A 26,179-nucleotide genomic window follows, 5' to 3' on the forward strand; every position below is an offset into this window, starting at 1 on the left:
TCAGGATTCGATCTTGTCGGAATCAAACTTGAAGGTGCGTTTCTGGAATTTGACGTTGCTGGTCGGGCCATACCATTTGAAGAACAGCTGTTCCGCCTCGCCCGACTTTTCCAGGCTGCGCAAGGTGTCGTCGACGGCCGCCTTCAAGCCCTTTTCGCCCTTGCGGATGCCGAAGGCAAACACTTCCTGGCTGATATTTTGCGGCAGCACGATGTAATCCTTTTGCGCGGCGCCCAGCTTGGCATAGTTGTTCAGCAAGGACACTTCATCGTCGACATAGCCTGCGCCCTTGCCTTGCTGCAAGCCCAGGTAAGCCTGGCCCGAGGTCTCGAACGTCACCACGTCCACGCCAGGGACGGCCTTGCGGATATTCGGTTCCTGCGTGCCGCCCTTGACGGTCAGCACCTTCTTGCCGGTCAGACCGGCCACACTGGTGATATTGCTGCTCTTTTTCACCAGCACGCGCTGGCCCGTGTAAAACGTGGACAGCGAGAAATCGATCAGGCTTTCGCGTTCCTTGTTATGCGTCAAGGACGCCGTCAGGATATCGATACGGCCTTGCTGCAATTCAGGAATACGGGCGGCCACGGCCAGTTGCTTGATCACCGGTTTCACGCCCAGGCTCTTGGCAATCGCGCGGCACAGGTCCACTTCGTAACCGACCAGCTGGCGCGACTTGGCGTCGATAAAGCTGTTTGGCTCATCCGTACCCAGGGTACCGCAGACCAGTTCTCCTTTGGCCTTGATAGTGGCCAGCTGATCCGCTTGCGCTACCTGGACAAAGGCAACAGAGGTAAGAACGAGCGCGGCAAGGTGAAGACGAGTCTGCATGGAAGTCCTGTGGTGGCTAAAAGATGCCGCCATTAAACCTTAGCCGCCTTATTTCCAAAAAGGAATCTTTTCACCGTTACTTATGCAAAAACCTTATAAGACTTGCCGCTCTCAGCCACGCAGGTAGGGATACGTCAATGCCAGGAACTGCACCGCGTTGACGATGAAGTGGGTGGCGATGGCTGCTTCGATGCGTTTGGTATAACGATAGGCAACACCGTAACCGAGGCCAGCCATGGTCGCCAGCAAGGTCACGCGCCAGCCACCGGCAGCATGCGTCAGCCCGAACAGCACGCTGGCGATCAGCACCGCCGCGAGCTCGCCGCTGCTGGTGTTACCCAGGAATGCGGCGATGCGCCCTTGCAGCAAGCCACGGAAAAAAGCTTCTTCGGCAACACAAGTCAACAGCAGATTGACCAGCAGGAATTGCAGCGTGATGTCAGGAAATTTGAAATCCGGCTTCACGAAGCCGATGGCCAGCGCCGTGCCCACCACGGCGGCCAGCGTGACCGCCATCACCGGCGCTGCCCGCTTCATGGCTGACACGAATTCCGGCCTATGCTGCGCCCGCACGCAAAACAGGGCCAGCAAGACCAGTCCGGCCAAGCCTTTGTCGAAATTCAAGTACTGGGTGAACGGCGCGCCGCCAGGCGACAAGACCAGCTTGTCGATGATGCGCGGATTATGGAAACCCGGCAAGAGATGCAAGGCCAGCGCCAGGGCGGCAAGCATGGTCAACAGCAGCAGCAAGCGGCTCAGCCATTTCGCGCCCGGTCTGCGGCTGACACGCTGCGCCGATACAGCAAGCACGATGAACACGACGATGGACGGCAGCGCCAGCGGCGCCAGGATGCCGGTGGCAAGACCGCTGACGATGGCAGCCAGCAGTAACACACCCCAGGCCGGGAGTCGCAGCGATGCGCTCAAGCGCACATCGGGAAACCAGACCGACAAGATGGCCAAACCCAGCAGGCCGTAAGTAATCAACATGGAAAGCCCTGTCAGATGAAGAAGCGGACACCACTATAAATGACTTACGGCAATATGACACATGTAATCGTTTCCACCGCAACCAAAATATCAATGCGCATTATTCAGGCGGGCAATCACTGCCCTGGCGCCATCCGCTCCCGGGTAGGCAGGATCCAGGCGCAAGGCTTGCTGATATGCCTGCACTGCCTGAGCGCGCAAGCCCTGCTCAACGTAAAAGCTGCCCAGGGTATCGTGCAGATTGGCGACGTCCGGGTGTAACTGGATCGCCGCCTGCAGCAGGGCCGTGCCAGCGGCCACCGCTCCGCCGGCTTTCAAACGATAGGCGGCATTATTCAGGGCCGTGGCGCTGGCGGCGCCCTGCGGATCGCGGTCCAGCGCCAGGCGCAGGGCGGCGATACTGGCGGCGCTATCGCCTGCGCTCATCAGCAGTATCCCGTGCAAGGCTTGCGCACGGTCGCTGAGCGGATACAGGGCTACCGCGAGGCGCGCCAACGCCAGGGCTTGCACGCTATCGCCACGCCCGCTCGATGTTTGCGCCAATTCATTGATTTCGGCCATGAAATCGGGATAGACAAGCTGGTCCCGGAAAGCTGTTTCCAGCTGCTTGCTTAGTTGCGCGACAGAACTGGGCTGCGCAGGCCAGGCCACCGCAGCGGTGCGGTCCCAGCTGGCGCCCAGCTTCAGCATGGCTTGCTCGAAAGCCGGGTCGAAACGAGGCGTGCCGCCAGCCGGCGCCGCTTGCGACAACACGATATAGTCGCGCACGAAGGCCAGCGGACCACTATTGGCGTATTGATCCAGGTCAAAACCCGCCTGCCGCAGCCGGGCGGCCATGCTGGAACCGGCCGTCAGCAGGACGCGCCCACCGGCAGGGTGGCGGGCGGCCGCGATAAACAGGCTGGCCGCCCTGGCGTCATCCTGTTTCAGCGCCTGGAGGTTGATCTGGTCAAAGGCCAGCTGCGTCACGGCCGGGTCGCCAGTATAAGGCTGGCCGGTTTTTTCCAGCTGGGCACGCCCCTCGTCGAACAGTCCCTTGGCCAGCTGTCCGTACAACTGCGCATTCGCGTGTGCGATATAAGGTTTGAGCTCCCACGCTTCGCCCGTGACCACTTCGAACAAGCGTTCGGCAAACGCCGCCGTATTGACTCTTTCCAGGTTGGACGCCACGGCGATCGTAAGCTTGCGCGACGGGAAACTGAACAGATAGGTGGCAGTTTCCGGCTGCTGGCCGCTATGCGAAATCACATAACGCCCGCCCGTCGGATAAGTCTCCCAGCCCATGCCGTAATCGCTCAAGCGCCCTGCGCGTGTGACCATCGATTCCTGCATCAGCGCCAGGCTGGCCGGCGACAGCAGCTTGCCGTCATGGATACCCTTGCCGAAAGCTAGCATATCGGGCACGGTCGAGCGCGTGCCGCCAGCCGAAAAGCGGCTGCTGACATCGACGAATTCCGAATTTTTTAGCTCCCTGCCCTCCAGCCCGTAACCGCGCACCCGGTGCGCTATCACGGCGGCAGGGTCATCCATCATGGTAGCCGTCATGCCCAGCGGCCCCCACACATGGCGCTGCATGTAGCCGCCATAACTTTCGCCCGTAGCGTTCTCGATGACCGCGCCCAGCAGGTTGTAGCCATAGCTGGTGTAGCGGTAGCGCGTGCCGGGTTCGGCGATCAGGTCGAAATATTCGAACACGGTGATGGACTCACGCGTGGTTTTATGTTCCTTGAAATGCTGCTCGGTCTTGTGGTCGCGGTAGGCGTCGATGCCGGCCAGATGGCCCAGCAGCAATCTCACCGTGATGGGAAACGGCTTCACGGGAAAATACGGCACATAGGTTTGCACTGGCGCATCGAGGTCGACCTTGCCCTGCTCGACCAGCTGCAAAATCGCGACCGCCGTCATCGGCTTGGTAACGGACGCCAGGCGATAGCTGGACACAGCCGTGGCCGGCACCTGGTTTTCCAGGTCGGCGTAACCATAACCCTGGACCCATTCCACATCGCCACGGGTAAAACCGATGGTCATGCCCGGCATGCGCTCCATGGCCATGCGGCTGGCGACCCAGCCATCGAAGGCGGCCAGCCGCGCAGCGAGCGACGAGTCAGGCGCTGCCGCCTGCGCCAGGGCGCAGAGCAGGAACAGCGCGCTAGGGACCACATATTTTTTCCAGCTTGGCATCGTCATTCATTCCATGGTGAGGGTGTGATTACGGCGATGGTAAGCATGTTTCTGCTGTTTTTGGGCAGCGTTGCACGAAATGCACCTGGGCTACATGAATGGCACGGCCGGCTGATGCTTAGCAGCTACAATTGCCGCCATGCCCACACTGTCACTCATCGTTAATTGCTTGCTGCTGTGCTGCCTGGCCCTGCCCACGTCTGCCATGGCGCGCAGTTTGTCCATGTCGCTGGACGATGGCTGGCGCGCCTGTGACGGCACGCTCACCACGGCATCGCTGCACAGTCTGCTCAAGCCGCAGCAACTGCGCTGCCTGGAACGTGAGCTGATCCTCCCCGCCACGCCGCACGCGCCGCAAGTGATGCTGCTGTCGGCCCTGGCGGCCAGCACCTTGTGGCTCGATGGTGTGCAAATCGCCAGCAATGGCCAGCCTGCCGCGCAAGCCGCCGATGAAATCGCCGGCCAGGTCGATATAGCCGTGCCGCTGGCGCCTGCGCAACTGGCCAAGGGAGCACATCACTTGCGGCTGCTGCTATCGACACAGCAAGTGCCTACCCGCCTGGATGCGCCATTTTATGGCTTTTCCCTGCAAGACCAGCAAGCCTATCAAACGGCGCAAGCCTGGCGCAATCTGCCGCCATTATTGCTGGCAGGTGCGCTGGCGGGTGCCGCCGTGTTGTTGACCACCTTGAAGCTCGCCTTGAACCTGCTGTATCAGCGGCGCCTGCACTGGGCTATCTTTACAGCGCTGTGTCTGGCCGCATCGCTGCTGCTGGTGGCGGAAACCTGGCGCAGCCTGGCTGGCTATACCTATCCCCAGCACATCGTGCGCCTGTATGCCATCAACCTGCTGACCTGGCTGTTTGCCGCGCTGCTGCCGCTATACTTTTTCTGTTCCTATCATTTCCGCCATAGCCTGCTGGCTGCTGCCTTGATGCTAGGCTGCGTGGCGCTGGCCGGTGCGCTACCGGTGCATTTCGACAACCAGTGCCGGATGATGTTTGTCAGCGGCCTGACGGCCAGCCTGGCCATCAACCTGTTCGCCCTGTGGCGCCGCTTGCCGGGCAGCCGGACCGGCACTGCGATTGCACTACTCTCCTGCGTCATGTATATGCTGGCCGGTAACGGTTTTGCCGAAGGCGGTTTTGCGCTGGTAGTCTGCTTCCTGCTGCTGCCCCTGTGCGCGCAATTGCTGTCGCAACTGATGCGCGACCGGCAAAAGGCGGCACGCGCAAGCCAGCTGGAAAACCAGCTCTTGCGCAAAAACCTGCAACCGCACTTCCTGATGAATTCCCTGAGCCTGATCAGCGAATTGAACGAGCAATCGTCACAGGCGGCAGAAAACTTTATCGTCGCACTGGGCGATGGCTTCCGCATGCTCAACGAGTACGCTCAGCAGCCCAGCATTGCCCTGACGCAGGAACTGGCCCTGTGCCATAACTATCTGGCCATCATGAGCACGCGCTTGCAGCAGCCATGCAAGCTGGAACTGATAGGTGAGACCAGCGCCATCATCGTGCCGCCCGCCACCTTGCTGACGGCGCTGGAAAACGCCTTCAGCCATAACCGCTACCGGCAAGGTGCCACTTTCCGCCTGCAGATCGAACGGAATAGCCAGACGGATATCCTCAGCTTGCTGCTGCCTGCCGGTGAAACGCGGCCACATGCGGGCACAGGCATCGGTGAGCGGTATATTCATTCCAGCCTGCAAGCCGTATTTGGCAAGCACGCCCACTACGAGACCACGCTAGCGCCAAACGGCCGGCAGCTGAGATTTACCTTGCCGGTGGCGTCATGAAGATAGTGATACTGGAAGACGAACCGCTGATCGCGCAGCGCCTGGAACGCGAGGTGCGCACTCACTTTGGCGCTCGCCTCGCGCATTTGGTTTTGCATGACAGCCTGGAGCAGGCGCTGGCCGAGCTGCAAGCTGGCCCTTGTGATTTGTTGCTGCTGGACTTGAACCTGCATGGGGACGATGGCTACGAACTGCTGCGCCTGGCAGGCAAACGCTGCTTCCAGACGATTATCGTCTCGGCCCACGCGGAACGTTCGATTACGGCGTTTGACATGGGCGTGCTCGATTTCGTCGCCAAGCCATTCAGCCGTGAGCGCCTGCAGCAAGCCTTGCAGCGCTACACGGATCTAAGCCAGCCTTCCCGGCTTTCTCTGGCAGTGAAAAAACGGGGTGCGCTGGAATGGATAGACGTCGCCGATATCGACCATGTGCAGGCCGATGGGCATTACAGCAATATCGTGCTGTCGAGCGGCGAGCAATGTTTCCACGACTTGCCTATTGAAAAGATCATGGTCTTGCTGCCGCCGCATTTCTTGCGCGTGCACCGCTCCTACCTCGTCAACAGCCTTGTTTTCAAGCGCCTGCATATCGCCGCGGGCGGCAAGTATGCGCTGGACACGCAGACAAGTACGGGCATTCCTGTGTCCCGCAGCAACTATGCGCTGCTCAAACAAAGGCTGCTGGGCTAAGTTACACTACCAATGTGGCGCGTAATTAGGGAATGGCGACGCCATATGTTCAGGCTCGCTTGGCGGCGACATCCACTCGCGCGGATCGACCTTGTAATATTTGAGAAACTCCGCGTACAACTCCTCGTGATGTTCGGCCATCTGATATGGCTTTTCAAAGAAGGTTTCGGTGGCCACGGCAAAGAATTCGGCCGGATTGGTGGCGCCGTAATGGTCCATCACGCTTTGCTGCTGATAAATGGCGTCATGGCGCAAGTTGGCAAAATCGCGCGACAGCACGGTGGCCCAGCTGCGGTAGCTCGAGACATTCGGCAAATACGGCGCACCGTTGGGGGCGCCCGATTCGCTGTCGAGCTGGTGGGCAAATTCATGCAGCACCACATTGTGGCCATCGGTCCAGTCGGCCGCACCGCGCTGTACATGATCCCACGACAACACCACCCGGCCATCGCCCCACGATTCACCGAGCAAACCATTGGCCGCTGGCGTGACCACGCCGCCCGGCCCCACTTCATTGCGCGTGACCAGGAATTCGGTGGGGTAGACGAGGATGGTGTCGAGCTGCGGATACACCTGGGTCTGGCGGTTCAGCAACAGCAGACACGCCTGGCCGGCGATGGTGTAGCGCATCTCGTCCGTAACTTCCAGGCCGCCGCAGCCAACGAATTTCTTTTGATACAGAAACTGCACCACCAGCCGCTGCAATTGCTGCTGCAACGGGACCGGCATGCGCTGATAGACAGGAATATTGCGTTCCAGCACGGCCAAGCCTTCCGCCGGCAAGGGTTTAGCCAGCGCCCGCTTCAAGCGCCAGCCGGGAAACCACAGCGCCAGCACGATGCCGGCAATGACGAGGGCGATCCACAGTAGCGGGTTCATGCGCACATCCGTTTCAAGATGGCAGATGGCAAGGAAGCGGAGGCGAGATAGGCAGGCAAGGACAGACTCCTTCGAGTGGGCCCGCGCCGGTACGGGCAGGCAGTCCAATCCAGATGGGGCTGCTTGATATCTTTTCAATCAGCAATTACGAGATGCCCTCGTATGTTTCTGAAACGCCAAAAGCCGGGCTAAAACCCGGCTTTATTACACAGTCACAACGCCAGCTAATTACTCAGCGGCTTTCTGCTGTGGCGCACCAAACAATGCTGCTACCAAGGGGTCGCGCATCACCGGACCGCGGTTGACGCGGATGGCGTAATGCGTGTCATCGGCCAGGATATGGAAGTGACGGCCGCTGCCTGCCATGCTTTGTTCGCGCAGGCCTGGACGGTCCTTGCGCGGTGGCGCGCCTTCGCGTTTTGGTTGCACGATGGCAGCCAGAAAAGCTTTCACGCGTTCCGGGTCGGGCGTCAGCTGATACACGGCCTTGCCCAGATAGGTGGCCGTACCTTCGATATAGCGGGCCAGTTCGATCACGCCCGCTTCGCGCAAGTCGCGGATATATTTGCGGGCGCCCGATGGCGAAAACTTGAGGAACCAGGCGATTTCATCAGCCAGCATCTCGTGCAGCGACAATTCGGCGATCAGCTTTTGCATGTTCTCGATGCGGCGCAAGGTGGCGGACGTCGAACGCACGCGTTCGATCGGCGCCATGGAAATTGGGTTCATGCGCTCCGGTGGGATCGGGGCCGCACGCTCAACCATTGCCATTTGAGGGCCTTTTTCAGGGCCACGAAGTTCCTGGTGCGCTGCCTTCATTTCGCTCTTCACGTGAGACTGAGTCATTGCATGCATTTGAACACTCCTTTTTAAACGATTGCCGGTAGCCCGAATTATTAAATTCTTGGCAATTTTTGTACCAAGTAGCCACAATTCCTAGGCGTCTGACTAAAGCATGCCTGCGTGAACTGTCTTGGTCTGTGCGTTATCGAACATTAGGATGAAGATTCATGGCCTGGAGCGAAAAATATTGCCTTACGGAATTTTTTACAACAGCTTACACATTCAAGGACCGATCCCGCGCACAAGGTGAAATGGCGAACAGAGGCGATAACGGTATTGCCATAAATTTAACCCAACACCTTTTTTCATCCACCACACAAAGGAACCACCATGACCATTCTGCAAAAAGCCCCAGCCATGCTGTCTGCGGCAGCCCTGATCGCCATGAGCCTGGCCTTGAGCGCCTGCAAGAAACCAGCCGATGCCCCGCTGCCGGAAGCGGCGCCACCGGCCATGGCCCCTGCTACGCCAGCCACCACGCAGCCAGCACCTTCTCCCTCTTCCGATCCGAACGCTCCACCCGCCACACCGCTGACCGATCCGGCCACCACACCGGCCGTGCCGCCAGCCGGTGCCACCGGCACGGAGCCGCCAGCCACGCCATCTAAATAAGCTCCCGGAGACGGGTCCCGCTCAGCGTTGTCGTTGGGGGATTTGCGCGCTATCGCAGTGTGAGCTGCGATAGCGCGTTTTTTTACTTGGAGTGCTTGAGCGCCAACTTGGTTCGGCAATGCTGCGTGATACAGCGCATCACGGAGCCAGTGCGGCATTTCAGACAATATGGAGGGCTTCAATGCGGAAAGACAGAAACACGGTGCTGGCGCATTTTTCCCGATAAAAATTAAACCTTTAGAAACAATTACTTGCAATAAACTCCAAAATACAGTCCACTGGCACGAAAGATGCTTTTACATTCTCAGAGCCGCCGTCAGAGCAGCCGCATAAGTAGCAACAAGCAGAATAAAAACATCTAACTTTTGGAGACACTGCATGATCAGCAATACCGTCCGTCCTTTCCGCATCACATCCTTCCTGAACACCAAGGCCCTGGCCGTGGCTATCGCCGTGGCGGCCCAATTTCCGCTGTCGGCCCACGCCGCCGATCTGGTACGCCTGGGCAACCTGAAATTCGCCCATTACGGCGCAGTCGCCTATATGAAGGAAATTGCCCCCAAATACGACTTGAAAATCGAAGAACGCGTGTTCGCCAAGGGCCTCGACATCGTGCCAGCCATGATTGCCGGCGAGATCGATGTCTCGGCCAGCGCACTGGAAGCAGCGATTACGGGCCGCGCCACCGGCTTGCCGGTCTACCTGGTGGGCGGTTTCGCCAAGGGCGGCGTGCAAATCGTCGGCCGCCCGGACCTGAACATCAAGGGCATCGCCGATTTGAAGGGTAAAAAAGTCGGCGTCACGCGCGGCGGCCCGCAGGAAATCCTGCTGTTCGCGGAACTGGCCAAGGCCAAGCTGACCTGGTCCGACAAAAAGGGCAAGGACGTGCAGATCCTGTACATGGGCTACCCCGATTTGAACCAGGCCCTGCTGACCAAGGAAATCGACGCCATGAGCCAGTCCGAACCCTACTCTACTCAGGCGATCCACAAGAAATACGGCACGCAGATCATGAAACCGTATGACACTGCACTGGGCGAACCCGTGCGCGCACTGGTGATGACGGAAAAAATGTACAAGGAAAAACCAGCCGTGGCGCAACGCTTCATGGATTGCTTCGTCGCTGCCACCCGCGCTTTCCTGGCCGACCCGAAACTGGCGGAAAAGTACGTGCGCGAATCGATGTTCAAGAACCAGATCACGTCCGAGGATTACCGCGACGCCATCGACAACGCCATCTTCACGGAAGACATTACGCAAAGCCACGTGCAGCTGACCACCGACTATATGGTGCAGTTCGGCGTGGGCCGCATGGCCAAACCGCCTGCTGCCAAGGACTGGGTCAAGCTGGACCTGCTGGAAAAAGCCAAGAAGTCCTACGCACCACGCTAAGGGGAAAGTATCACCATGAATCTGCAAACCATGAAACGTGCCTTGCATGGCGCCATCGTGCCGGTGGCCGTGCTCTTGATCTGGCAAGCCATGTCCACCTTCGGCTGGATCAATCCGCAAATCCTGCCCTCGCCCATTGCCGTGCTGGTCAAGTGGTATGAATATCTGATCCCGATGGAAGCCTACACGCCTGACTCGGGCAACTACCTGCTGTGGATGCTGTCGGGCGAATTGCCGCATGATGCCTGGGCCAGCCTGTCGCGCGTACTGGGCGGCTTTGCCATCGGCGCCGGCCTGGCCTTGCCGCTGGGCTTGCTGATGGGTACCAACAAGACCGTCTACAAGCTGTTCGATCCGCTGGTGCAAGTGCTGCGCCCGATTCCACCGATCGCCTACATTCCGCTGGCAATCCTGTGGTTCGGCCTGGGCAATCCGCCGGCCTTCTTCCTGATCAGCATCGGTTCTTTCTTCCCCGTCCTGATGAATACCATCGCCGGCGTGCGCCAGGTTGACGGCATTTATATCCGCGCCGCGCGCAACCTGGGCGCCAGCCAGATGACCATGTTCCGCCGCGTGATCTTGCCGGCAGCCACGCCCTACATCCTGGCCGGTGCGCGCATCGGCATGGGCACGGCCTTCATCGTCGTGATCGTAGCGGAAATGATCGCCGTCAACAGCGGCCTGGGTTTCCGCATCCTGGAAGCGCGCGAGTATTTCTGGTCCGACAAAATTATCGCCGGCATGTTCACCATCGGCCTGTTCGGCCTGGCCATCGACATCGCCATGAATGCCCTGAATAATCATTTGCTGCAGTGGCACCGCGGCCTGGAACACTGAGAGGAACGGCCATGACCACCATCAATATCAATGCAGTCAATAAAGTGTTTACCACGGGCGGCAATGACGTCATCGCGCTGAAAGACATCAACCTGGAAATCGCCAGCGGCGAGTTCATCTGCCTGCTGGGGCCATCGGGCTGCGGCAAGTCGACCCTGCTGAACGCCATCGCCGGCTTTTCCCACCCGAGCTCGGGCCAGATCCTGGCCGGCGGCAAGCTGATCACAGAACCCGGTCCCGACCGCGGCATGGTGTTTCAGGAATACGCGCTGTTCCCGTGGATGTCGATCGAGCGCAATATCGCCTTCGGCCTGGAAATCGCCGGCAAGTCCGCCGCCGACATCAAGGAGCGGGTCGACATGCTGCTCAATATGCTGGGCCTGACGGAATTCCGCGCGCGCTATCCGAAAGACTTGTCTGGCGGCATGCGCCAGCGCGTGGCGATTGCCCGCGTGCTGGCCCTCGATTCGCCCATCATGCTGATGGATGAACCATTCGGCGCACTCGACGCCCTGACCCGGCGCAACCTGCAAGACGAGTTGCTGAAGATCTGGAAAGTCTTCGGCACCACCATCGTGTTCGTCACCCATTCGATCGAGGAATCGATCTACCTGGCCGACCGCACCATCGTCATGACCTACCGCCCCGGCACCATCAAGCGCGACGTGGCGATCGACCTGCCCCGCCCGCGCGACCCGAGCGACCCCGAGTTCAACCGCCTCAAGCGCATGCTGGGGGAAATGGTGATGGAGGAGCAGCAGCGCCACCATAATGCGGAAACCATGGCCAGTACAGCTGATTAAGTACTGGGGTCAGACCCGGCGGGTCTGACCCCAAATTGCTGCCCGTGCACATATAAACAAACCAACGGAACCCCATGGCACTAGCCAAATGGCCACTGAGACAGGTGCTCGGCCCCTTGCTGGCCATCGGCGCGCTGCTCGCGCTGACCTGGGGCACGCACGCCTGGGTCAGGCAGGGCCAGCTCGATGAATTGCACCGCACGCTCGATTCGCGCGCGGAACTGTATGCGGCGTCGATAGGCGGTGCGCTCAATAAATATGAATTCCTGCCGCTGGCGGTAGCCCAGAGTGATGCCGTGGCGCGGCTGCTGGAAAAACCGGATGCAAGGCAAGTCGAGCAGATCAATGCCTACCTGGTCGACATGAACCGCCGCGCGGGCGCGTTTGCCGTGTATGTGCTCGATGTCAACGGCACTACTGTGGCGTCGAGCAACTGGCAAGACAGCAGCTCGTATGTCGGCGTCAACTACGGCTTCCGGCCCTATTTCAAGAATGCGATTGCAGGCGGCATCGGCCGTTTCTATGGCATCGGCGCGTCGACCTTTGAAGCGGGCTACTTTATTTCTCAGCCCGTGCTGCGCAACGGCCGCATCATCGGCATCGTCTCGGCCAAGGTCAACCTGGACTGGATAGAACAGTCGTGGCGCGGGCCGGGCACAGGCGAACAGATCTGGGTCAAGGATGCGAATGGCGTGATCATCCTGGCCAGCACGCCCGCCTTCAAGTTCAAGACCCTGGCGCCCCTGTCGCCGGCGGCCAAGAAAGATATCAGCGAACAACGCCAATTCTTGCAGGAAAACCTGCCCATCTTGCCGCACAAGGTGCGGCGCCAGTTCGCCGATGGCGCCAGCGTGCTGACGCTGGAACGCCCGCAGGCGGACGATGCCTCCACCTTGTCGGGCAGCGCAGATTACCTCGCAGTCAACCGCGCGCTGGGCCCGCTGCGCTGGCAAATCACCGTGCTGGCCGAACTCGGGCAAGTGGAAGAAGCGGCCCGCAATGCGGCCATCGCGGCAGCCCTCGGTTGGGCCCTGGCCTTGCTGGCGCTGATGTATGCGCGCCAGCGCCGGCGCCGCATCGCCGAACGCCTGAACGCCCAGCAAACCCTGGCGCATGCTTATGAACAGCTGGAAATCAAGGTAGAACAGCGCACCGCTGACCTGGTGCATGCGAATGGCCGCCTGCAAGCCGAGGTGGCCGAGCGCGAACGGGCCGAGCAGACCTTGCGCTACGCACAGGCGGAACTGGTGCAAAGCGGCAAGCTGGCCGCCATCGGCCAGATGGCGGCCGGCGTCACGCATGAGCTGAACCAGCCGCTGGCCGCCCTGCAAACTTTTTCCGACAATACCAAGGTCTTGCTGGCGCGGGGCCGCATAGCCGATGCGCTCGATAACCTGTCGACCATTTCCGACTTGGTCAAGCGCCTCGGTTATGTGACCTCACAACTAAAAGGCTTTGCGCGGCGCAGCGACGATGCGCGCAAACCCGTCAATGTGCGCCAGGCGTTTGCGCAAACCATGTTGCAGATCCGCACGCGCCATGGCTCGCAGCGGCTGCTGCTGCATGAAAACTGGCCGCAGGACGACATCATCGTGCTGTGCAATGCCATCGGCCTGGAACAGGTATTTACCAATCTGATCACCAACGCCATGGACGCCGTGCCGCCAGAGCAGGACGTCCATGTGTGGCTCAGCGTGCGGCGCGAAGGCCCGCTGGCCATCATCCTCGTCACCGACAACGGCCCCGGCATTCCCGTGACCTCGATCGACCGCATTTTCGATCCCTTCTACACGACCAAGGAAGAAGGACTGGGGCTGGGCCTGTCGATCAGCGCCGGCATCGTGCGCGCGGCGGGCGGCACCTTGACGGCCCGCAACCGCTCTCTCACCGAAGGGGGCGGCGCACAGTTTACAATCGCACTGAGCACTGAGCACTGAGCACTGAAGTGTGAAAAAATAAATAAAGAGAGACAGGGTCACATGCACGAACACAATTTCGCAGGCTTGCAGGTATTGCTGGTCGAAGACGACGCCGTCGTGCGCAAGGGCGCAAAACAGTCGCTGGAACTGGCCGGCCTGCAAGTGACGGCCTGCGCTACGGCCGAGGAAGCGCTACCTTATCTGGTGCCGGAATTTGCCGGCATCTTGCTGAGCGACATCAAACTACCCGGCATGGATGGCTTGCAACTGCTGGACCTGGCCGTGGCGCAAGACGCCAGCCTGCCCGTGATCCTGGTGACGGGCCATGGCGATGTATCGATGGCGGTGGGCGCCATGCGCCGCGGCGCCTACGATTTCATTGAAAAACCGTTTTCGGCCGACCTGCTGGTGGAAGTATGCCGGCGCGCGCTCGACAAGCGCCACCTGGTGCTGGAAAACATGAATCTGCGGCGCCAGCTGGAACAGCGGGCCGGCATCGAAGCGCGCATCGTGGGGCGCAGCGCAGCCATGGCCAAGGTACGCCAGCTGGTGCTGAACCTGGCGCCGAAATCGGCCGACATCATCATCCTCGGTGAAACGGGCACGGGCAAGGAATTGATCGCCCGCTGCCTGCACGATTTCAGCGAGCGGCGCGACCACCCATTCGTGGCGATCAATTGCGGCGCCCTGCCCGAATCGATGTTTGAATCGGAACTGTTCGGCCATGAAGAAGGCGCGTTTACCGGCGCGCAGCGCCAGCGCATCGGCAAGATCGAATATGCGAATGGCGGCACCCTGTTCCTGGACGAAATCGAAAGCATGCCGCTGGCCTTGCAAGTGAAACTGCTGCGCGTATTGCAGGAGCGCAAGGTGGAGCGGCTGGGATCAAATAAACTGATCTCCGTCAATTTCCGCGTGATCGCCGCCGCCAAGGAAGATTTGAATCTGCTGGCCGAACAGGGCAAGTTCCGCGCCGACCTGTATTACCGTTTGAACGTGGCCAGCCTGACCCTGCCCGCCCTGCGCAACCGGCGCGAAGACATCCCGCTGCTGTTCGAATTTTTCGTTCTGCAGGCGGCAGTGCGCTATGGCCAGCCGGCAACACTGGTCAGCAGCGAGTTGCTGGCGTCCCTGATGGCCCAGCGCTGGGCCGGCAATGTGCGCGAGCTGCACAATGTGGCCGACCGCTTCGTGCTGGGCCTGCTCGACGACAGCCTGAGCCCGGCCGGTGTGCGCGAAGCATCGCTGGCCGAACAGGTGGACGCCTTTGAAATTTCCATCATCGAAGAAGCCTTGCGCCGCCACAACGGCAACGTGATCGAGGCAGCTGCCGCGCTGAATATCCCGAAGAAAACCCTGTACGACAAGCTCAAGCGCTTCGATATTTCGACCGAGCAATTTCGTTAATCTGGGGAATTTTTCTCACAAGCGGACGAGGCAAGCTCCTACTTGGGCGGATGAAATGGCATGTGAAAATGCAATCTCGACCACTCACAGGACAAGCATCATGAAAACTCCCGCCCTCTTGCTGGCCGCCACCCTGATGACCGTGGGCGGCGCCTGGGTACAAGCCCAGTCCACCAGCAACGTCAACCAGACCGGCAATCACACGAATAACCCAAACGACCCAGGTCAGAAATCGGACCAGTCCGACAAGCTCGATAACAAGGGCCAACCCATCCACGACGGCAAACCGGCCAAGCAGCGTACCGACAAGCGCAGCAAGCATAACAAGCCAGCGCCACCACCAGTCAACGGCCGCGCCAGCACGCCGCCTGACCGCCCTGCTGCGCCCAGCATTCCGGTAGCACCGGTGCCGCCTGTGCCAACACAGTAATGCGTTAGTACGGCGAGTTGCCTTTCAGCATCTTTGCCCTACAATCGCTGGCATCTGGCGTTGCGAAGGAAGCCAAGCCTTCGCTTGAACGCAAGTGGTGGCACTGATCACTCGGCACTGGTCACTTCAGCTGCGCCAGAGCATTGCCGCGCACCTGGAAACCCGCTTGCGCCAGCGTCTTGCCTTCGCCATCAACCAGCGTAAGTACATGCTTGCCTGGCGCAGGGCGCCAGCTGACGCTGTCATCGGCTGGCCCTAAATCCACGCCATCGAGTACCCAGCGCAAGCCCTGGCTACCCTGGGCCTGGAAAAAAACGCGCTGCAAGCCTGGCGGAATATCGGGGTCGATGGCCAGGATGCTGTCGTCGGCCGGATACACGATGGCCGGGGCGCGGTGCGCGTCGCCCACCACGGCAAAGACAGCGCTTTCGGTGCCGGCGATGAACCATTCGCGGCGCGGCGCTTCCAAGGCGGGCTGGTAAGTCACCATCTGCTGCATCACGCCTTTGGGCGGCGGCGGTGCATGGCTGGCGACATGCTTGTGCAGGTAATCCATCACGTCGCGCCACACGGGCGCGGCGCCCGTCACGCCCGACACGTCCCACATGGGCTGGCCGTCGAAGTTGCCGACCCAGACACCTACCGTGTAGCGCTGTGAGTAGCCCACGCACCAGTTGTCGCGCATATCCTTGCTGGTGCCCGTCTTGACGGCGCTCCAGAAATTCGTGCCCAGCTCATTGCGCAGGCCGAAGGTCACGCTGCGCGCAGCGCGGTCGGCCAGGATATCGCTGACGATAAAGGCGGCGCCCGCATCCATCACGCGGCGCATGCCACCACCACCGCCCTGCCCCGGCTGCAGGCTGGCGGCACTGAATTGTCCGCCATTGGCCAGCACGCGGTAGGCATTGGCCAGTTCCAGCAAGCTGACTTCCGACGCGCCCAGCGCCAATGAAGGACCATAGTATTCGGCCGGTTCCGTCAGGCTGGACAAGCCCACGTCTTTCAGGCGGTTGTAAAAACTGTCCTGCCCTGTCAGCAGCACCGTGCGCACGGCGGGGATATTGAGCGAACTGGCCAGGCTGGTGCGGGCGCTGACATAACCCTTGAAATTGCGGTCGTAGTTTTGCGGCGCATACACGCCGGAACCAGTGGCGATATCGAGCGGCGTGTCGTCCATGATGGACGCCGCCGTCATCAAGCGGCGCTCGATGGCCAGTTCGTATAAAAACGGTTTCAGGGTGGAGCCAGCCTGGCGCAGCGCCGTCACGCCATCGACTTCCTTGCCGCCCGCATTGCCGACATAGGCGAGGATTTCGCCGCTGCGGTTGTCCAGCACGACAATGGCGCCATCGTTGACATTGCGTTCGCGCAGGGACGCCAGTTGCTGGCGCAGATTGGCTTGCGCATAGCGCTGCAAGGGGCCATCGAGCGTGCTGCGCACGGCCAGGCCAGGCTGCTTGAGCAATTGCCGCGCCACTTGCGGCGCGGGCGCCAGGTCGACGTAAAAGGCATTGCGCTGCAATGCCGTCAACACGCGCTGGCCAATCAGCTGGCAACTGCTGTCCATGCGGCTCTCTTTCGCCAGCGCGCAGGCGCGCCGTGTAACGGCTGCCGGCGCTGCATTCGGCGCGCGCACCAGGCTGGCCAGGATGATGCTGTCAGTCTGGTTCAAGCCCGAGGGCGCCTTGCCAAACAAGCCGTAGGATGCGGCGGCCACGCCCTGCAACTCGCCGCGGAACGAGACCAGGTTCAGGTAGGCCTCGAAAATCTGCGCCTTGCTCCAGGTTTGTTCAATCGCCTGCGCAGCGCGTATCTGGTCCCATTTCTGGCGCAGGCTGCGCCCGCCCGCCTGCGCCTTTAAATCCGCATCGAGCTGGCCAGCCAGTTGCATGGTGATGGTCGAGGCGCCACGCGGCTTTGCCGCAAACAGATTATCCCAGGCGGCCGTGGCCAGCGCAGAGATATCCACGCCGCCATGGCGCATGAAACGCTGGTCTTCCGCCAGCAGCACGGCTTGCTGCAAGGCCGGTGAAATATCGGCCAGCGCCACCCACGGCAGTCGGCGCGCCTGCATGTCTACCCGCAGCGATTGCAGCGGCTGGCCATCGCGGTCCAGCAGCTGCGCTTCCGAACTGCGGTAGGCCGCTTGCACCTGGCCCGGCGTCAGGGTCACTTGCGCCAGGGCCGCACCGGACAAGCTGCAGACCATGATGAAAATCAAAGACTTCACTGCCCCACCTTCACGTTGGCGTTCGGCGCCGCGCCAAACAGTTCGGGAGAATACATGGCTTCCACCCGGCTGGCCGGCAATTGGAAGTCGCCCGCATTATTCAGGCGCACCGTGTATTCCACGCTCCACGCGCCCTTCGGCACGAAGGCATAGTAGGCGCGGAAGGCGTCGACGGCGCGCTCTTCGAACGTGGGCCAGACCCAGCCCGTGGATTTTTCACCGCTTGTGGACAGCTGCGAATCGCGGCCCAGGCCATTGCCCAGCACCGTGGCGCTGGCGGGGATCGGATCGTCGACCACCACCCAGCTCATATCCGTTTGCGCCGTCAAATCCAGGCGCACGCGGTAGACATCGCCGCGCGACCATACCCCCGCCGTTTTCTGTTCCACCGGCGTGATGGTTTTTTTCAGGGTATAGCCGCTGGAAACGGGAGAAGTAAGCGGTATCGCCGCCAGACTTTGCACCGTGGCCCAAGGCTTGCCCGTGCCAGCGTGCGCGAGGCTCAAGGTATCGCTTCCTTTTGGCCAGGCCTGCAGCACCGGGCCGGCCTTGGTGGCATCTTTCCAGGCCAGCGTCTGCGTATCGCTACCCAGCCTGACCGTGCTGCTGCCCGTCACTGGCGTCGCTTCAAATTTGGCCGAAAATTTGGCCATGGCCAAGGTGCCCCAGGCATTGGCGACAGTGGTATCCCAGCGTCCCTGCTTCTGGCGGCCCATGGCGCCACGCGCCAGGCGGCCGATATCATCTTTCCACGCGGGGTTGTCCAGCACGGCCAGCAGCAAGCGGTTGGCGTTGACGTCGCCCGAGACCATCAGCCACCACCAGTTATCCTTGCGCTCGGTAGAAAAGCCCATCGTCGTGCCCTGGAAGTTCAGGCGCGCGCGCAGGATCTGCTGCGCTTCGGCCAGCTGCGCATCGCGGCGTGCCAGCTTGGGCGTGCGCTGCAACAGCAAGCTCCAGTCGATCAGGGCGGACGTGGGCCACAGGTTGGGATTGATGCTGATCGACTCCAACGCATCGGGTGGCACCTTGTTCGAGCGCGACAAGGCTTCCAGCGCGGCCAGCTTGCGCACGGCCAGGTCAGTCGTGTCCAGTGCGGAGTGGCGCACGATGCGGCCCTGCACGAAGGCCGTCAAGCCTTCTTCCATGCGGTTTTTCGTTTGCTCGGGGATGGCGTAACCTGCTTCAGCGGTGGCCGACAGCACGTAGGCCGTCAGAGTATCGCTGCCCTGCTCCATCATCGGGAAGTATTTCAGCAAACCGTCGCCATCGAGATAGGCGGGCAAGCTGGCCGCCAGCTTGTTCCAGGCGGCTGTATCGCGCAAGGCGATCGCTTTCGATGTATTTTGCTCGAAGCAGGTGTAAGGATAGGCCGCCATGTATTCTCGCACGCCGGGCAGCTCGCCACCCAGGCTGGTCGCAAAGCTGGTCTGGATGCCGCCCCGGCCGGGAAGCGCGCCGGCCGGCATCTGCACCGGCATATTCCGCGCCTGGTCCAGCTGCAGCAAGGTCGCCTGATAGGTGCGCAGCGGCGTGGCCTGGCCTACCTTTTGCGTGATCTTCAGCTTGTCCGTGTTCGCTCCGGCCTTGGCGCTGATCTCCCACACGATGCTGGCTGCCCCCATCGGCACCTGGTAATTCCAGCCGATCTCGCGCGCTTCGCCTGCGGCCAGGGTCACACTCTGGCGTGGCAAGGCTTTGCTGGCCGCGCTGGCGTTCAACTCTACGTTCAGCGACGCATTCGAGGTATTACGCACCGTAAAACCGGCGCGCAACTGGTCACCCTCACGCACCAGTTGCGGCAAGCCGGATAGCAAGATCAAGTCTTGCGACGTGCGGATATCGGTGCTGCCAGTGCCAAACAGCTGCTGGCCGGCGCTGGCGACGGCCACGATGCGAAAACCCGTCAACGAGTCGTTGAGCGGCACTTGTACGGTCGCTTCGCCCTTGGCGTCGAGCTTGACAGTCGCCTTCCAGAACAGCAGGGTGTCAAACAGTTCGCGGCTGGCGCCCTTGCCGCCGCCACCGCCGGCCGGGAAGGCCTTGCGGCCGAAATGGCGCTTGCCGATCACCTGCATTTGCGCGGTCGAGGTTTCCACCTGCAGGCTGCGCTGCGCCATCATGGTGTCGAGCAGCTTCCAGCTGTCGTTGGGCATCAGTTCCAGCAAACCCGTATCGACGGCAGCCAGTGCTACTTCGGCGCCGGCCGGTAAAACCTGGCCGTCAGCGCGGCGCACGCGCACCGATACTTCGGCTTTTTCGCGCGTGCGATACACCTCCTTGTCAGACACCACCATCACCTTCAATTCATGCGCCTGCCAACCCACGTTCAAGGGGGCGATGCCCATCTTGTAGGCAGGTTTGCCCAGGTCGACCAGGGCAGTCGGCTGCACGCCATCGACCCGCCCCCGCACCACGAACACGGACACATACACATTTGGCGCATAGTTGGCTTTCACGGGAATATTCACCACCGGTTCGCGCCCCGTCAACGGCCGCACATAGGTGTCGAGTATGCCTTCGCGCTCCACCGTGATCAAAGCCGTGCCTTCACGGAAAGGCATGCGCACTTGCAGGCTGGCCTGCTCGCCCGGTTCATAGCGCTTTTTCTCGGGCAGCAGATCGATGCGGTCGCTATCGCTGGCGTTGAACCACCAGTCGCCGCTACCGGCCACCCAGGTTTCGCGGTTGGCCACCGCCGCCCTGCCCTGGCCATCTTCAGTGCGCGCGCGCAAGATCAGATTACCGCTGGCGGGCGCCTTCACGTCGCAGATCAACAAGCCCTTGTTATCGGTCTTGCCGGTGCAAGCCTGGCCCAGCTTGACGATTTCACTCTCGTTTTCATAGGCATAAAAGCCGCCGATCAAGCGCCGGCGGTGCGAATAGCTATTGCGCTGGAAGAAATCGACGGCGACTGCCGCATTGGCCACGGGTTTCCCCTCGGTGGACAGCACCGCCACCGTGAATTTGAATTGGTCGCGGCTCAAGGCCCAGGCGTCGGGCTTGATACCGATCACATAGCTCGATGGCCACAGCGGCACGCGGGTGGCGACCGACGCCGTCTCGCCATTCGCATCCTGGAAAGCCATTTCCGCCACCAGGTCGCGCGGCGCCGATGATTGCGGCAACTGATCGATCACAAAACGCGCGCCACCCGCCTTGTCCAGGTTCAGGTTTTGCGTGCGCGCCGCAGCCGACCCCACAGCCGCGCTGCCTTCGTCTTGCCAGGCATTCTCATCATCGTCATAACCGGCGCCCTGCTTGACCAGGCCTTCTTTCACATCGCCATTGCTGAAGCTGAAATCGGCATAATCGGCAAAAGAGACGCTCTTGTCTTGCAAGACCGTGCGCAGCTTGACGGGCGCATTGGTGGCCGCGCCGCCCGCCAGGTAGTTGATCTGTGCATCGAGCGCCACTTGCGACACTTGTACGGCAGGCGTTTTCGGCCCCTGCAGCACGGCTTTCATGGTCGGCACGCGGAACGCTTCCACGCGGAAGCTGCCCGATGGTTTGCCAGCCATGCTGACTTCATATTCGCCCTGCTTGGCGTCGGCCGGTATGGTCCATTCGTTTTCCGCCGTGCCGCTGGCCGACCAGCGCAGCGGCAGCTGGTAAGTCTGTTCGCTGCCCTGGTGCGTGATGACGACCGCTGTAGCGCTGCCAGGGCCGTTATTCTTGTCGACCAGGGACAGGCCCTGGTCCGTGTGGCGGCGGATGAAATGCTTCATGTGCACGGTTTCACCGGCGCGCAGCAAGCTGCGGTCGAACACCGTGGCCAGCAAGGTATTGTCGGCGCGCGTGTCATCGGTAGGTAAATTAAACCGCCACGATTCAATGCCGCCCACCCAGTCCGACATGGTAAACGTCATGTCGCCGCCGCTGCGCGCACTAATAAAATAACTGCCATTGTTCTTGCACGAAGAACGGGCCAGTTCGCCGTCGATACGGGCCACGCCATCGGCGTCCGTCAAACCTTGCCACAGCTGCTTGCCACTGCAATCGCGCACCGCCACCTGCGCCTTGGCCACGGGCGCGCCCTTGTCCAGCGAAGTGACCCACACCAGCGACGATTGCGCGCCATGCTTGAAGTGGGCCGCCAGGTTGGTCACCAGCGCAGCCGTGTGGATATAGGCGGTAGCGGGTTTGCCCAGCAAGGTCTTGCCCAGGATGGGACTAGCCAGTTCCACCACATAAAAGCCCGGTTTGACGAGCGGAATGCCGATCACCTCGAAGGTCTTCTTGCCATCGGGACGCGGCAGCTTGAAGGCGCGCGTGCCGGCCGCACCGTTCAAGACAGATTTGCTCATATTGCCCGCATATTGCTCGCCCGGCTGCCAGTTTTCATTTTCACCGCCGCCACCCGACAAGCGCCGCATCCAGTCGATGACGAATTTGTCGTCATTGTCGGGCAGACGCAAGGTCGCGCCCGATGCTGCTTCCTTGCCCGTCAAGACAGGCTCGATATTGCGCACGGTGACCGGCAGCAAGCCATCGCCTTTGGCTTCCAGGATGCCGAATGGCGCGGGGAATTTCAGCAGCGGCGGCTGTTCGCCCGTGCGCACCGTCATGGGAAAGCGCGCGCGGTTCAGCAAGCTGCGGCCCGCATCGTCCGTCAATTTATTCGGCAAACTCAGCACGAAGCTGGCCTGTTCAGGGAATGGGCCTTTGAAAGTGGCGTCGGTCAGGAATTCCGCCTTTTCTTCTTCATTGGCTATCGACGGCACATACGTCTTGCCGCCGCCTTTCAGGGTGATGGTTCGCACCAGCGAGGCTTTCACGGGCGCGGAAAACTGTACGCGCATGGGCAGGAAGGGAATGCACTGATCCTTGGGATTGCTGCGCTCGCAGCTGAACCTGGCGGTGAAATCAGGCCGCGTCTTGTAATGCAAGCTTTGCGCCTTGTCCGTGCTGATCGGATCAGCCCCGGCGGTGGCGATACCCGCGCCCCACACCAGCGTCACCTTGACGTTGGCGGGAAAGCTGCGCTTGCATTGCAACACGGTGACGGGCAGCGGCGGCGCGCCCTTGACGAACATGGGCAACCCCGCCTTCCACACCACGCCGCGCGACTTGAAATACACGTTCAGGTAGCGGTCGACGAAGTTCTTGCGCAAGGCCAGAATTTGTTCGAGCTGCTTGCCCTGCAACAGGCGCACGCCGATCTTTTCATTGATGCCCTCGGCGCTGCAATACGCGTTTGCCGTGATGCTGGCCTCGCTGGCCACGGCGTCCAGGCCCAGCACGAATATCTGGTTTTCATCGATATACGGCTGGCCATCGTAGGGCGTGGCCTCGACGATGGCTGGCCCGCCTGTATCAAAGCGGTAGCTGGAATCGCCCGTCAAGGCCTGGCCCGCCAAGTCTTTCACGTCCGCTCTCAAGGTAAATGTACACGCCACGCCAGCCGGCAGGTCGCGCTCGAAATCGTAGCTCCAGTTGCGTTCATCAGCCCAGCGCCCCTTGCCTGCCACCACAGTGGACTGGGCCACACCGCAATCGACGGTAAATGGGTCGGCCAAAGCCATGTCGCCAAACGGCACCATCGGTGTGCCGAATTGCGCCCGCACCTGGCGCACGGCCTTGACCGTGCCAGTCGGTGAAAACACCGCCACGCCGCTGTTCGCCCAAGCCGGCAAAGCCGCGCCCAGCGGCAGCATCAACAGCGCCGGCAAACCCAAACGGACAACCGTGGAGAAAATAGCCTTGCGGAAAATAACCTTGGGCACGGAGTAACTCCTGAATAAAAAGGCGCTGCAGCGCCAGATGGGGGTAAAACGGAATGTTTGCTCTAACGAACGCGGCAGGAATACAACACCGATGTAATATCGGTTTTAATACTCAACAATATTGATAATATACAGGGACAAGTTAAAAAAAGTTGTACGCCAGAACATTAACAAGCAGCTGGAGTTTCTTCTTTTGCTGCTACCGCCAGTGTATAAAAATCTGTTTCTCCGAAATCAGTTGTTTTTGTCGTCAAACTGCAACATCATTGATATACAACAATGCTTTGTGCGCTAACGCACCGACCGGTCGAACTGGGATCCGTATTCTCCAGTCCAACAGCAGTGCAAATGTCGCGTGAACCGCACCTGTCCACACCTGTCATTAAGCCGCAATGATTATTATTGATATTTAATTATTATTAATGTTTGGCAGTCTGTGTTTGTAGGCAGTAGAGAAAATCTCTTTCAACGTTGGGAGTTACTTGTGAATAATCTAAAAAAAATCGCCGTTGCCGCCGCAGTCTTGTGCTCCGCTATCGGCGCACAGGCCCAGGAAATCAACCCATCCTGGTATATTCAACCTAGCATCAACGCACTCAAACCCGATTCTGATTTTTCTACCGATAAAACCGGCTATGGCGCCGGTCTGCGCTTTGGTAAGCCAGTATCGCCGGAATGGGATATTCAATTCGGCACCACGTACGCCCGCTCGAAAGGGGACAATGGCACACGCTACCAGCAAAATACGCTGGGTGTAGACGGCCTGTACATGTTCAACCGCAATCCAGCCTTCGCCCCCTTCCTGTTGATCGGTGCAGGCATGCAGCGCGACAAGGATAACGGTGTGCTCGGTGAACGCAGCAAGAGCTCGCCATACGCCAACATCGGCCTGGGTTTCCAGGGAAAAATCAACGACCAGTGGTCGACCCAGGTGGATATCCGCAACGTGCATGGTTTCCTGCGTGGCGATACCTTCCCGAGCAGCAAGGCCAACAACTACTACATCACGGTCGGCGTGAACTATGCGTTCGACAAACCGCCTGCACCACCACCGCCGCCACGCCAGGAAGTGGCACCACCGCCGCCACCTCCACCACCACCGCCGCCACCTCCTCCACCGCCGCCACCACGGTTTGAGAAGGTGACGTTGTCGGCGACCGAACTGTTCGCTTTCGACAGCGCCAAGCTGGGTGCAACGCAATCGAGACTCGACGAGATTGCACGCGTGCTCAATGCGTCGCCGGACGTCAACAACGTGGTGATCAGTGGTTATGCCGACCGCATCGGTTCGCCCAAGTACAACCTGAAACTGTCGAAGGAACGTGCCGACGCAGTCAAGGCTTACCTGGTCAACGCTGGTGTTGCCGCCAACCGCCTGACGGCCGAAGGCAAAGGCTCGACCAATCCAGTCGTTACTTGCGATAACAAGAAACGCGCTGACTTGATCAAGTGCCTGGAACCTAACCGTCGCGTGGAAGTCGAGCAAATCACCATCGAGCGCCGCGTACAGTAAGCATTAATCATCAGTGGAATGCCACTGCACAAAAAGGGGCTACGGCCCCTTTTTTTATTGAAAGCCACTATGAGTATTTCCTCACGCTATCCCCGTCTGGCCAGGCTGGGCCCATTCTGGAAGCAAATGCGTAGCGTCGTTGTCTGCTCCGTCACAGAATGGCTGGAACACCGCGCCTCGAGCAAGGGCGCCGCCCTCGCCTATTACACCCTGTTTTCCGTCGCACCGATCCTGGTGCTGGTGATTGCCATCGCCGGCTTTTTCTATGGCCAGGCGGCGGCACGCGGCGAATTGATGGAGCAATTGCAGGGCTTGCTAGGCAAACAGGGCGCCGAAGCGATCCAGCTGGTGCTGGCCAGCGCACAAAGCCACGAACAGGGGCGCATCGCCACCCTGGTCGCATCGGGCTTGCTGCTGTTTGGCGCGACCAGCGTCTTTGCGGAATTAAAAGCCAGCCTTGATGAAATCTGGCAAGTACCATCGCTGAAAGAAGCGGGCGCCTGGGATATGCTGCGCACGCGCCTGCTATCTTTCGGCCTGGTGCTGGTGCTGGCCTTTTTACTGATGGTGTCGCTGGTGATCAGCGCCGCCATGGCGATTTTGCAGAATTTTTGGGAAGGCGTATGGAAAGATGCCGCCGTGCTATTTGCCATCCTGTCCAACCTGATCGGCTTTGCCGTCATCGCCTGCCTGTTTGCCGTCATCTACAAGATGCTGCCCCGGGTACGCTTGTCGTGGCGCGACGTGATGATAGGCGCGCTGGGCACGGCCTTCATGTTTTCATTGGGTAAATACGCGATCGGCGTGTATATCGGCAATAGCGGCGTGGCCAGCAGCTATGGCGCAGCCGGCTCGCTGGTGGCACTGCTGCTGTGGGTCTATTATTCAGCGCAAATCTTCTTCCTGGGCGCCGAATTCACGCGCCAGTTCACCTTGCAGCTGGGTAGCATGAAAGACATGGAAAAAACAGAAGATGGCGATGTGGCGGTAAAGATCCTGAAACATCACCAGTCGTAGAACACCCGACACAAGCTATTGCGCAGTAGACAATATAATTCACGACATCTGACAAAACCGACGCGCAGTAGGTTTTTGACAG

The 26,179-nt window shown here is 60.3% G+C and carries 18 protein-coding genes; 11 read left to right on the top strand and 7 right to left on the bottom strand.

What is annotated here, in order from left to right:
* The 3 genes from HDE75_RS15230 to HDE75_RS15240 form a co-directional block, all read right to left on the bottom strand.
* Nucleotides 1-831: an ABC transporter substrate-binding protein gene (locus HDE75_RS15230; RefSeq protein WP_183676888.1), complete on the bottom strand. Its 831-nt coding sequence runs from the start codon at nt 829-831 to the stop codon at nt 1-3.
* Nucleotides 832-942: 111 nt separating this feature from the next.
* Complete coding sequence (locus HDE75_RS15235) at nt 943-1,821, bottom strand: CPBP family intramembrane glutamic endopeptidase (protein ID WP_183676887.1); 879 nt, start codon at nt 1,819-1,821, stop codon at nt 943-945.
* Nucleotides 1,822-1,911: 90 nt separating this feature from the next.
* Nucleotides 1,912-4,002, bottom strand: coding sequence for a serine hydrolase domain-containing protein (locus HDE75_RS15240; protein WP_183676886.1), 2,091 nt, complete (start codon nt 4,000-4,002; stop codon nt 1,912-1,914).
* A 139-nt stretch (nt 4,003-4,141) separates the two neighbouring features.
* On the opposite strand from HDE75_RS15240, the gene HDE75_RS15245 reads away from it, so the two are divergent.
* Complete coding sequence (locus tag HDE75_RS15245) at nt 4,142-5,800, top strand: histidine kinase (protein WP_183676885.1); 1,659 nt, start codon at nt 4,142-4,144, stop codon at nt 5,798-5,800.
* The gene (locus HDE75_RS15250) at nt 5,797-6,489 is read left to right on the top strand and encodes a LytR/AlgR family response regulator transcription factor (RefSeq protein ID WP_183676884.1); all 693 of its coding nucleotides are present in this window, start codon (nt 5,797-5,799) and stop codon (nt 6,487-6,489) included. Before HDE75_RS15245 ends, HDE75_RS15250 begins: the two co-directional genes overlap by 4 nt.
* Nucleotides 6,490-6,495: 6 nt before the next feature.
* On the opposite strand, the gene HDE75_RS15255 is transcribed toward HDE75_RS15250, so the two are convergent.
* The gene (locus HDE75_RS15255; RefSeq protein ID WP_183676883.1) at nt 6,496-7,368 is read right to left on the bottom strand and encodes a M90 family metallopeptidase; all 873 of its coding nucleotides are present in this window, start codon (nt 7,366-7,368) and stop codon (nt 6,496-6,498) included.
* Nucleotides 7,369-7,596: 228 nt separating this feature from the next.
* On the bottom strand, nt 7,597-8,097 hold the full coding sequence (locus tag HDE75_RS15260) for a winged helix-turn-helix domain-containing protein (RefSeq protein ID WP_260174087.1): 501 nt from the start codon (nt 8,095-8,097) through the stop codon (nt 7,597-7,599).
* Nucleotides 8,098-8,541: 444 nt separating this feature from the next.
* Between HDE75_RS15260 and HDE75_RS15265 the strand changes: the two genes are divergently transcribed.
* From HDE75_RS15265 to HDE75_RS15295, 7 genes are all read left to right on the top strand, one after another.
* Nucleotides 8,542-8,823 (top strand): hypothetical protein, encoded by a 282-nt coding sequence (locus HDE75_RS15265; protein ID WP_183676882.1) that lies wholly within the window; start codon nt 8,542-8,544, stop codon nt 8,821-8,823.
* A gap of 378 nt (nt 8,824-9,201) precedes the next feature.
* A complete protein-coding gene (locus HDE75_RS15270; RefSeq protein ID WP_183676881.1) occupies nt 9,202-10,215 on the top strand; it encodes an ABC transporter substrate-binding protein in 1,014 nt (337 codons plus the stop codon).
* Nucleotides 10,216-10,230: 15 nt separating this feature from the next.
* Nucleotides 10,231-11,052, top strand: coding sequence for an ABC transporter permease (locus HDE75_RS15275; RefSeq protein ID WP_183676880.1), 822 nt, complete (start codon nt 10,231-10,233; stop codon nt 11,050-11,052).
* Nucleotides 11,053-11,063: 11 nt separating this feature from the next.
* Nucleotides 11,064-11,855, top strand: a complete 792-nt coding sequence (locus tag HDE75_RS15280) for an ABC transporter ATP-binding protein (RefSeq protein ID WP_183676879.1) — start codon at nt 11,064-11,066, stop codon at nt 11,853-11,855.
* Nucleotides 11,856-11,929: 74 nt separating this feature from the next.
* Nucleotides 11,930-13,792: a sensor histidine kinase gene (locus HDE75_RS15285; protein WP_183676878.1), complete on the top strand. Its 1,863-nt coding sequence runs from the start codon at nt 11,930-11,932 to the stop codon at nt 13,790-13,792.
* A 42-nt stretch (nt 13,793-13,834) separates the two neighbouring features.
* Nucleotides 13,835-15,181, top strand: coding sequence for a sigma-54-dependent transcriptional regulator (locus tag HDE75_RS15290; RefSeq protein WP_183676877.1), 1,347 nt, complete (start codon nt 13,835-13,837; stop codon nt 15,179-15,181).
* Nucleotides 15,182-15,281: 100 nt separating this feature from the next.
* Nucleotides 15,282-15,611: a hypothetical protein gene (locus HDE75_RS15295; RefSeq protein ID WP_183676876.1), complete on the top strand. Its 330-nt coding sequence runs from the start codon at nt 15,282-15,284 to the stop codon at nt 15,609-15,611.
* A gap of 121 nt (nt 15,612-15,732) precedes the next feature.
* Here HDE75_RS15295 and pbpC read toward each other — a convergent pair whose 3' ends face one another.
* Nucleotides 15,733-17,820 (bottom strand): penicillin-binding protein 1C, encoded by a 2,088-nt coding sequence (gene pbpC / locus HDE75_RS15300; RefSeq protein ID WP_183677983.1) that lies wholly within the window; start codon nt 17,818-17,820, stop codon nt 15,733-15,735.
* Nucleotides 17,821-17,837: 17 nt separating this feature from the next.
* Complete coding sequence (locus HDE75_RS15305; RefSeq protein ID WP_311735119.1) at nt 17,838-23,567, bottom strand: alpha-2-macroglobulin family protein; 5,730 nt, start codon at nt 23,565-23,567, stop codon at nt 17,838-17,840.
* A gap of 484 nt (nt 23,568-24,051) precedes the next feature.
* On the opposite strand from HDE75_RS15305, the gene HDE75_RS15310 reads away from it, so the two are divergent.
* A complete protein-coding gene (locus HDE75_RS15310; protein ID WP_183676875.1) occupies nt 24,052-25,080 on the top strand; it encodes an OmpA family protein in 1,029 nt (342 codons plus the stop codon).
* A 69-nt stretch (nt 25,081-25,149) separates the two neighbouring features.
* Nucleotides 25,150-26,097 carry a YihY/virulence factor BrkB family protein gene (locus HDE75_RS15315; RefSeq protein WP_183676874.1) on the top strand — a complete coding sequence of 316 codons (948 nt, stop codon included), beginning with the start codon at nt 25,150-25,152 and terminating at the stop codon, nt 26,095-26,097.
* Nucleotides 26,098-26,179: the final 82 nt, after the last annotated feature.

It is taken from the genome of Janthinobacterium silvisoli (genome assembly GCF_014200725.1).
Taxonomy (GTDB): Bacteria; Pseudomonadota; Gammaproteobacteria; order Burkholderiales; family Burkholderiaceae_D; genus Janthinobacterium.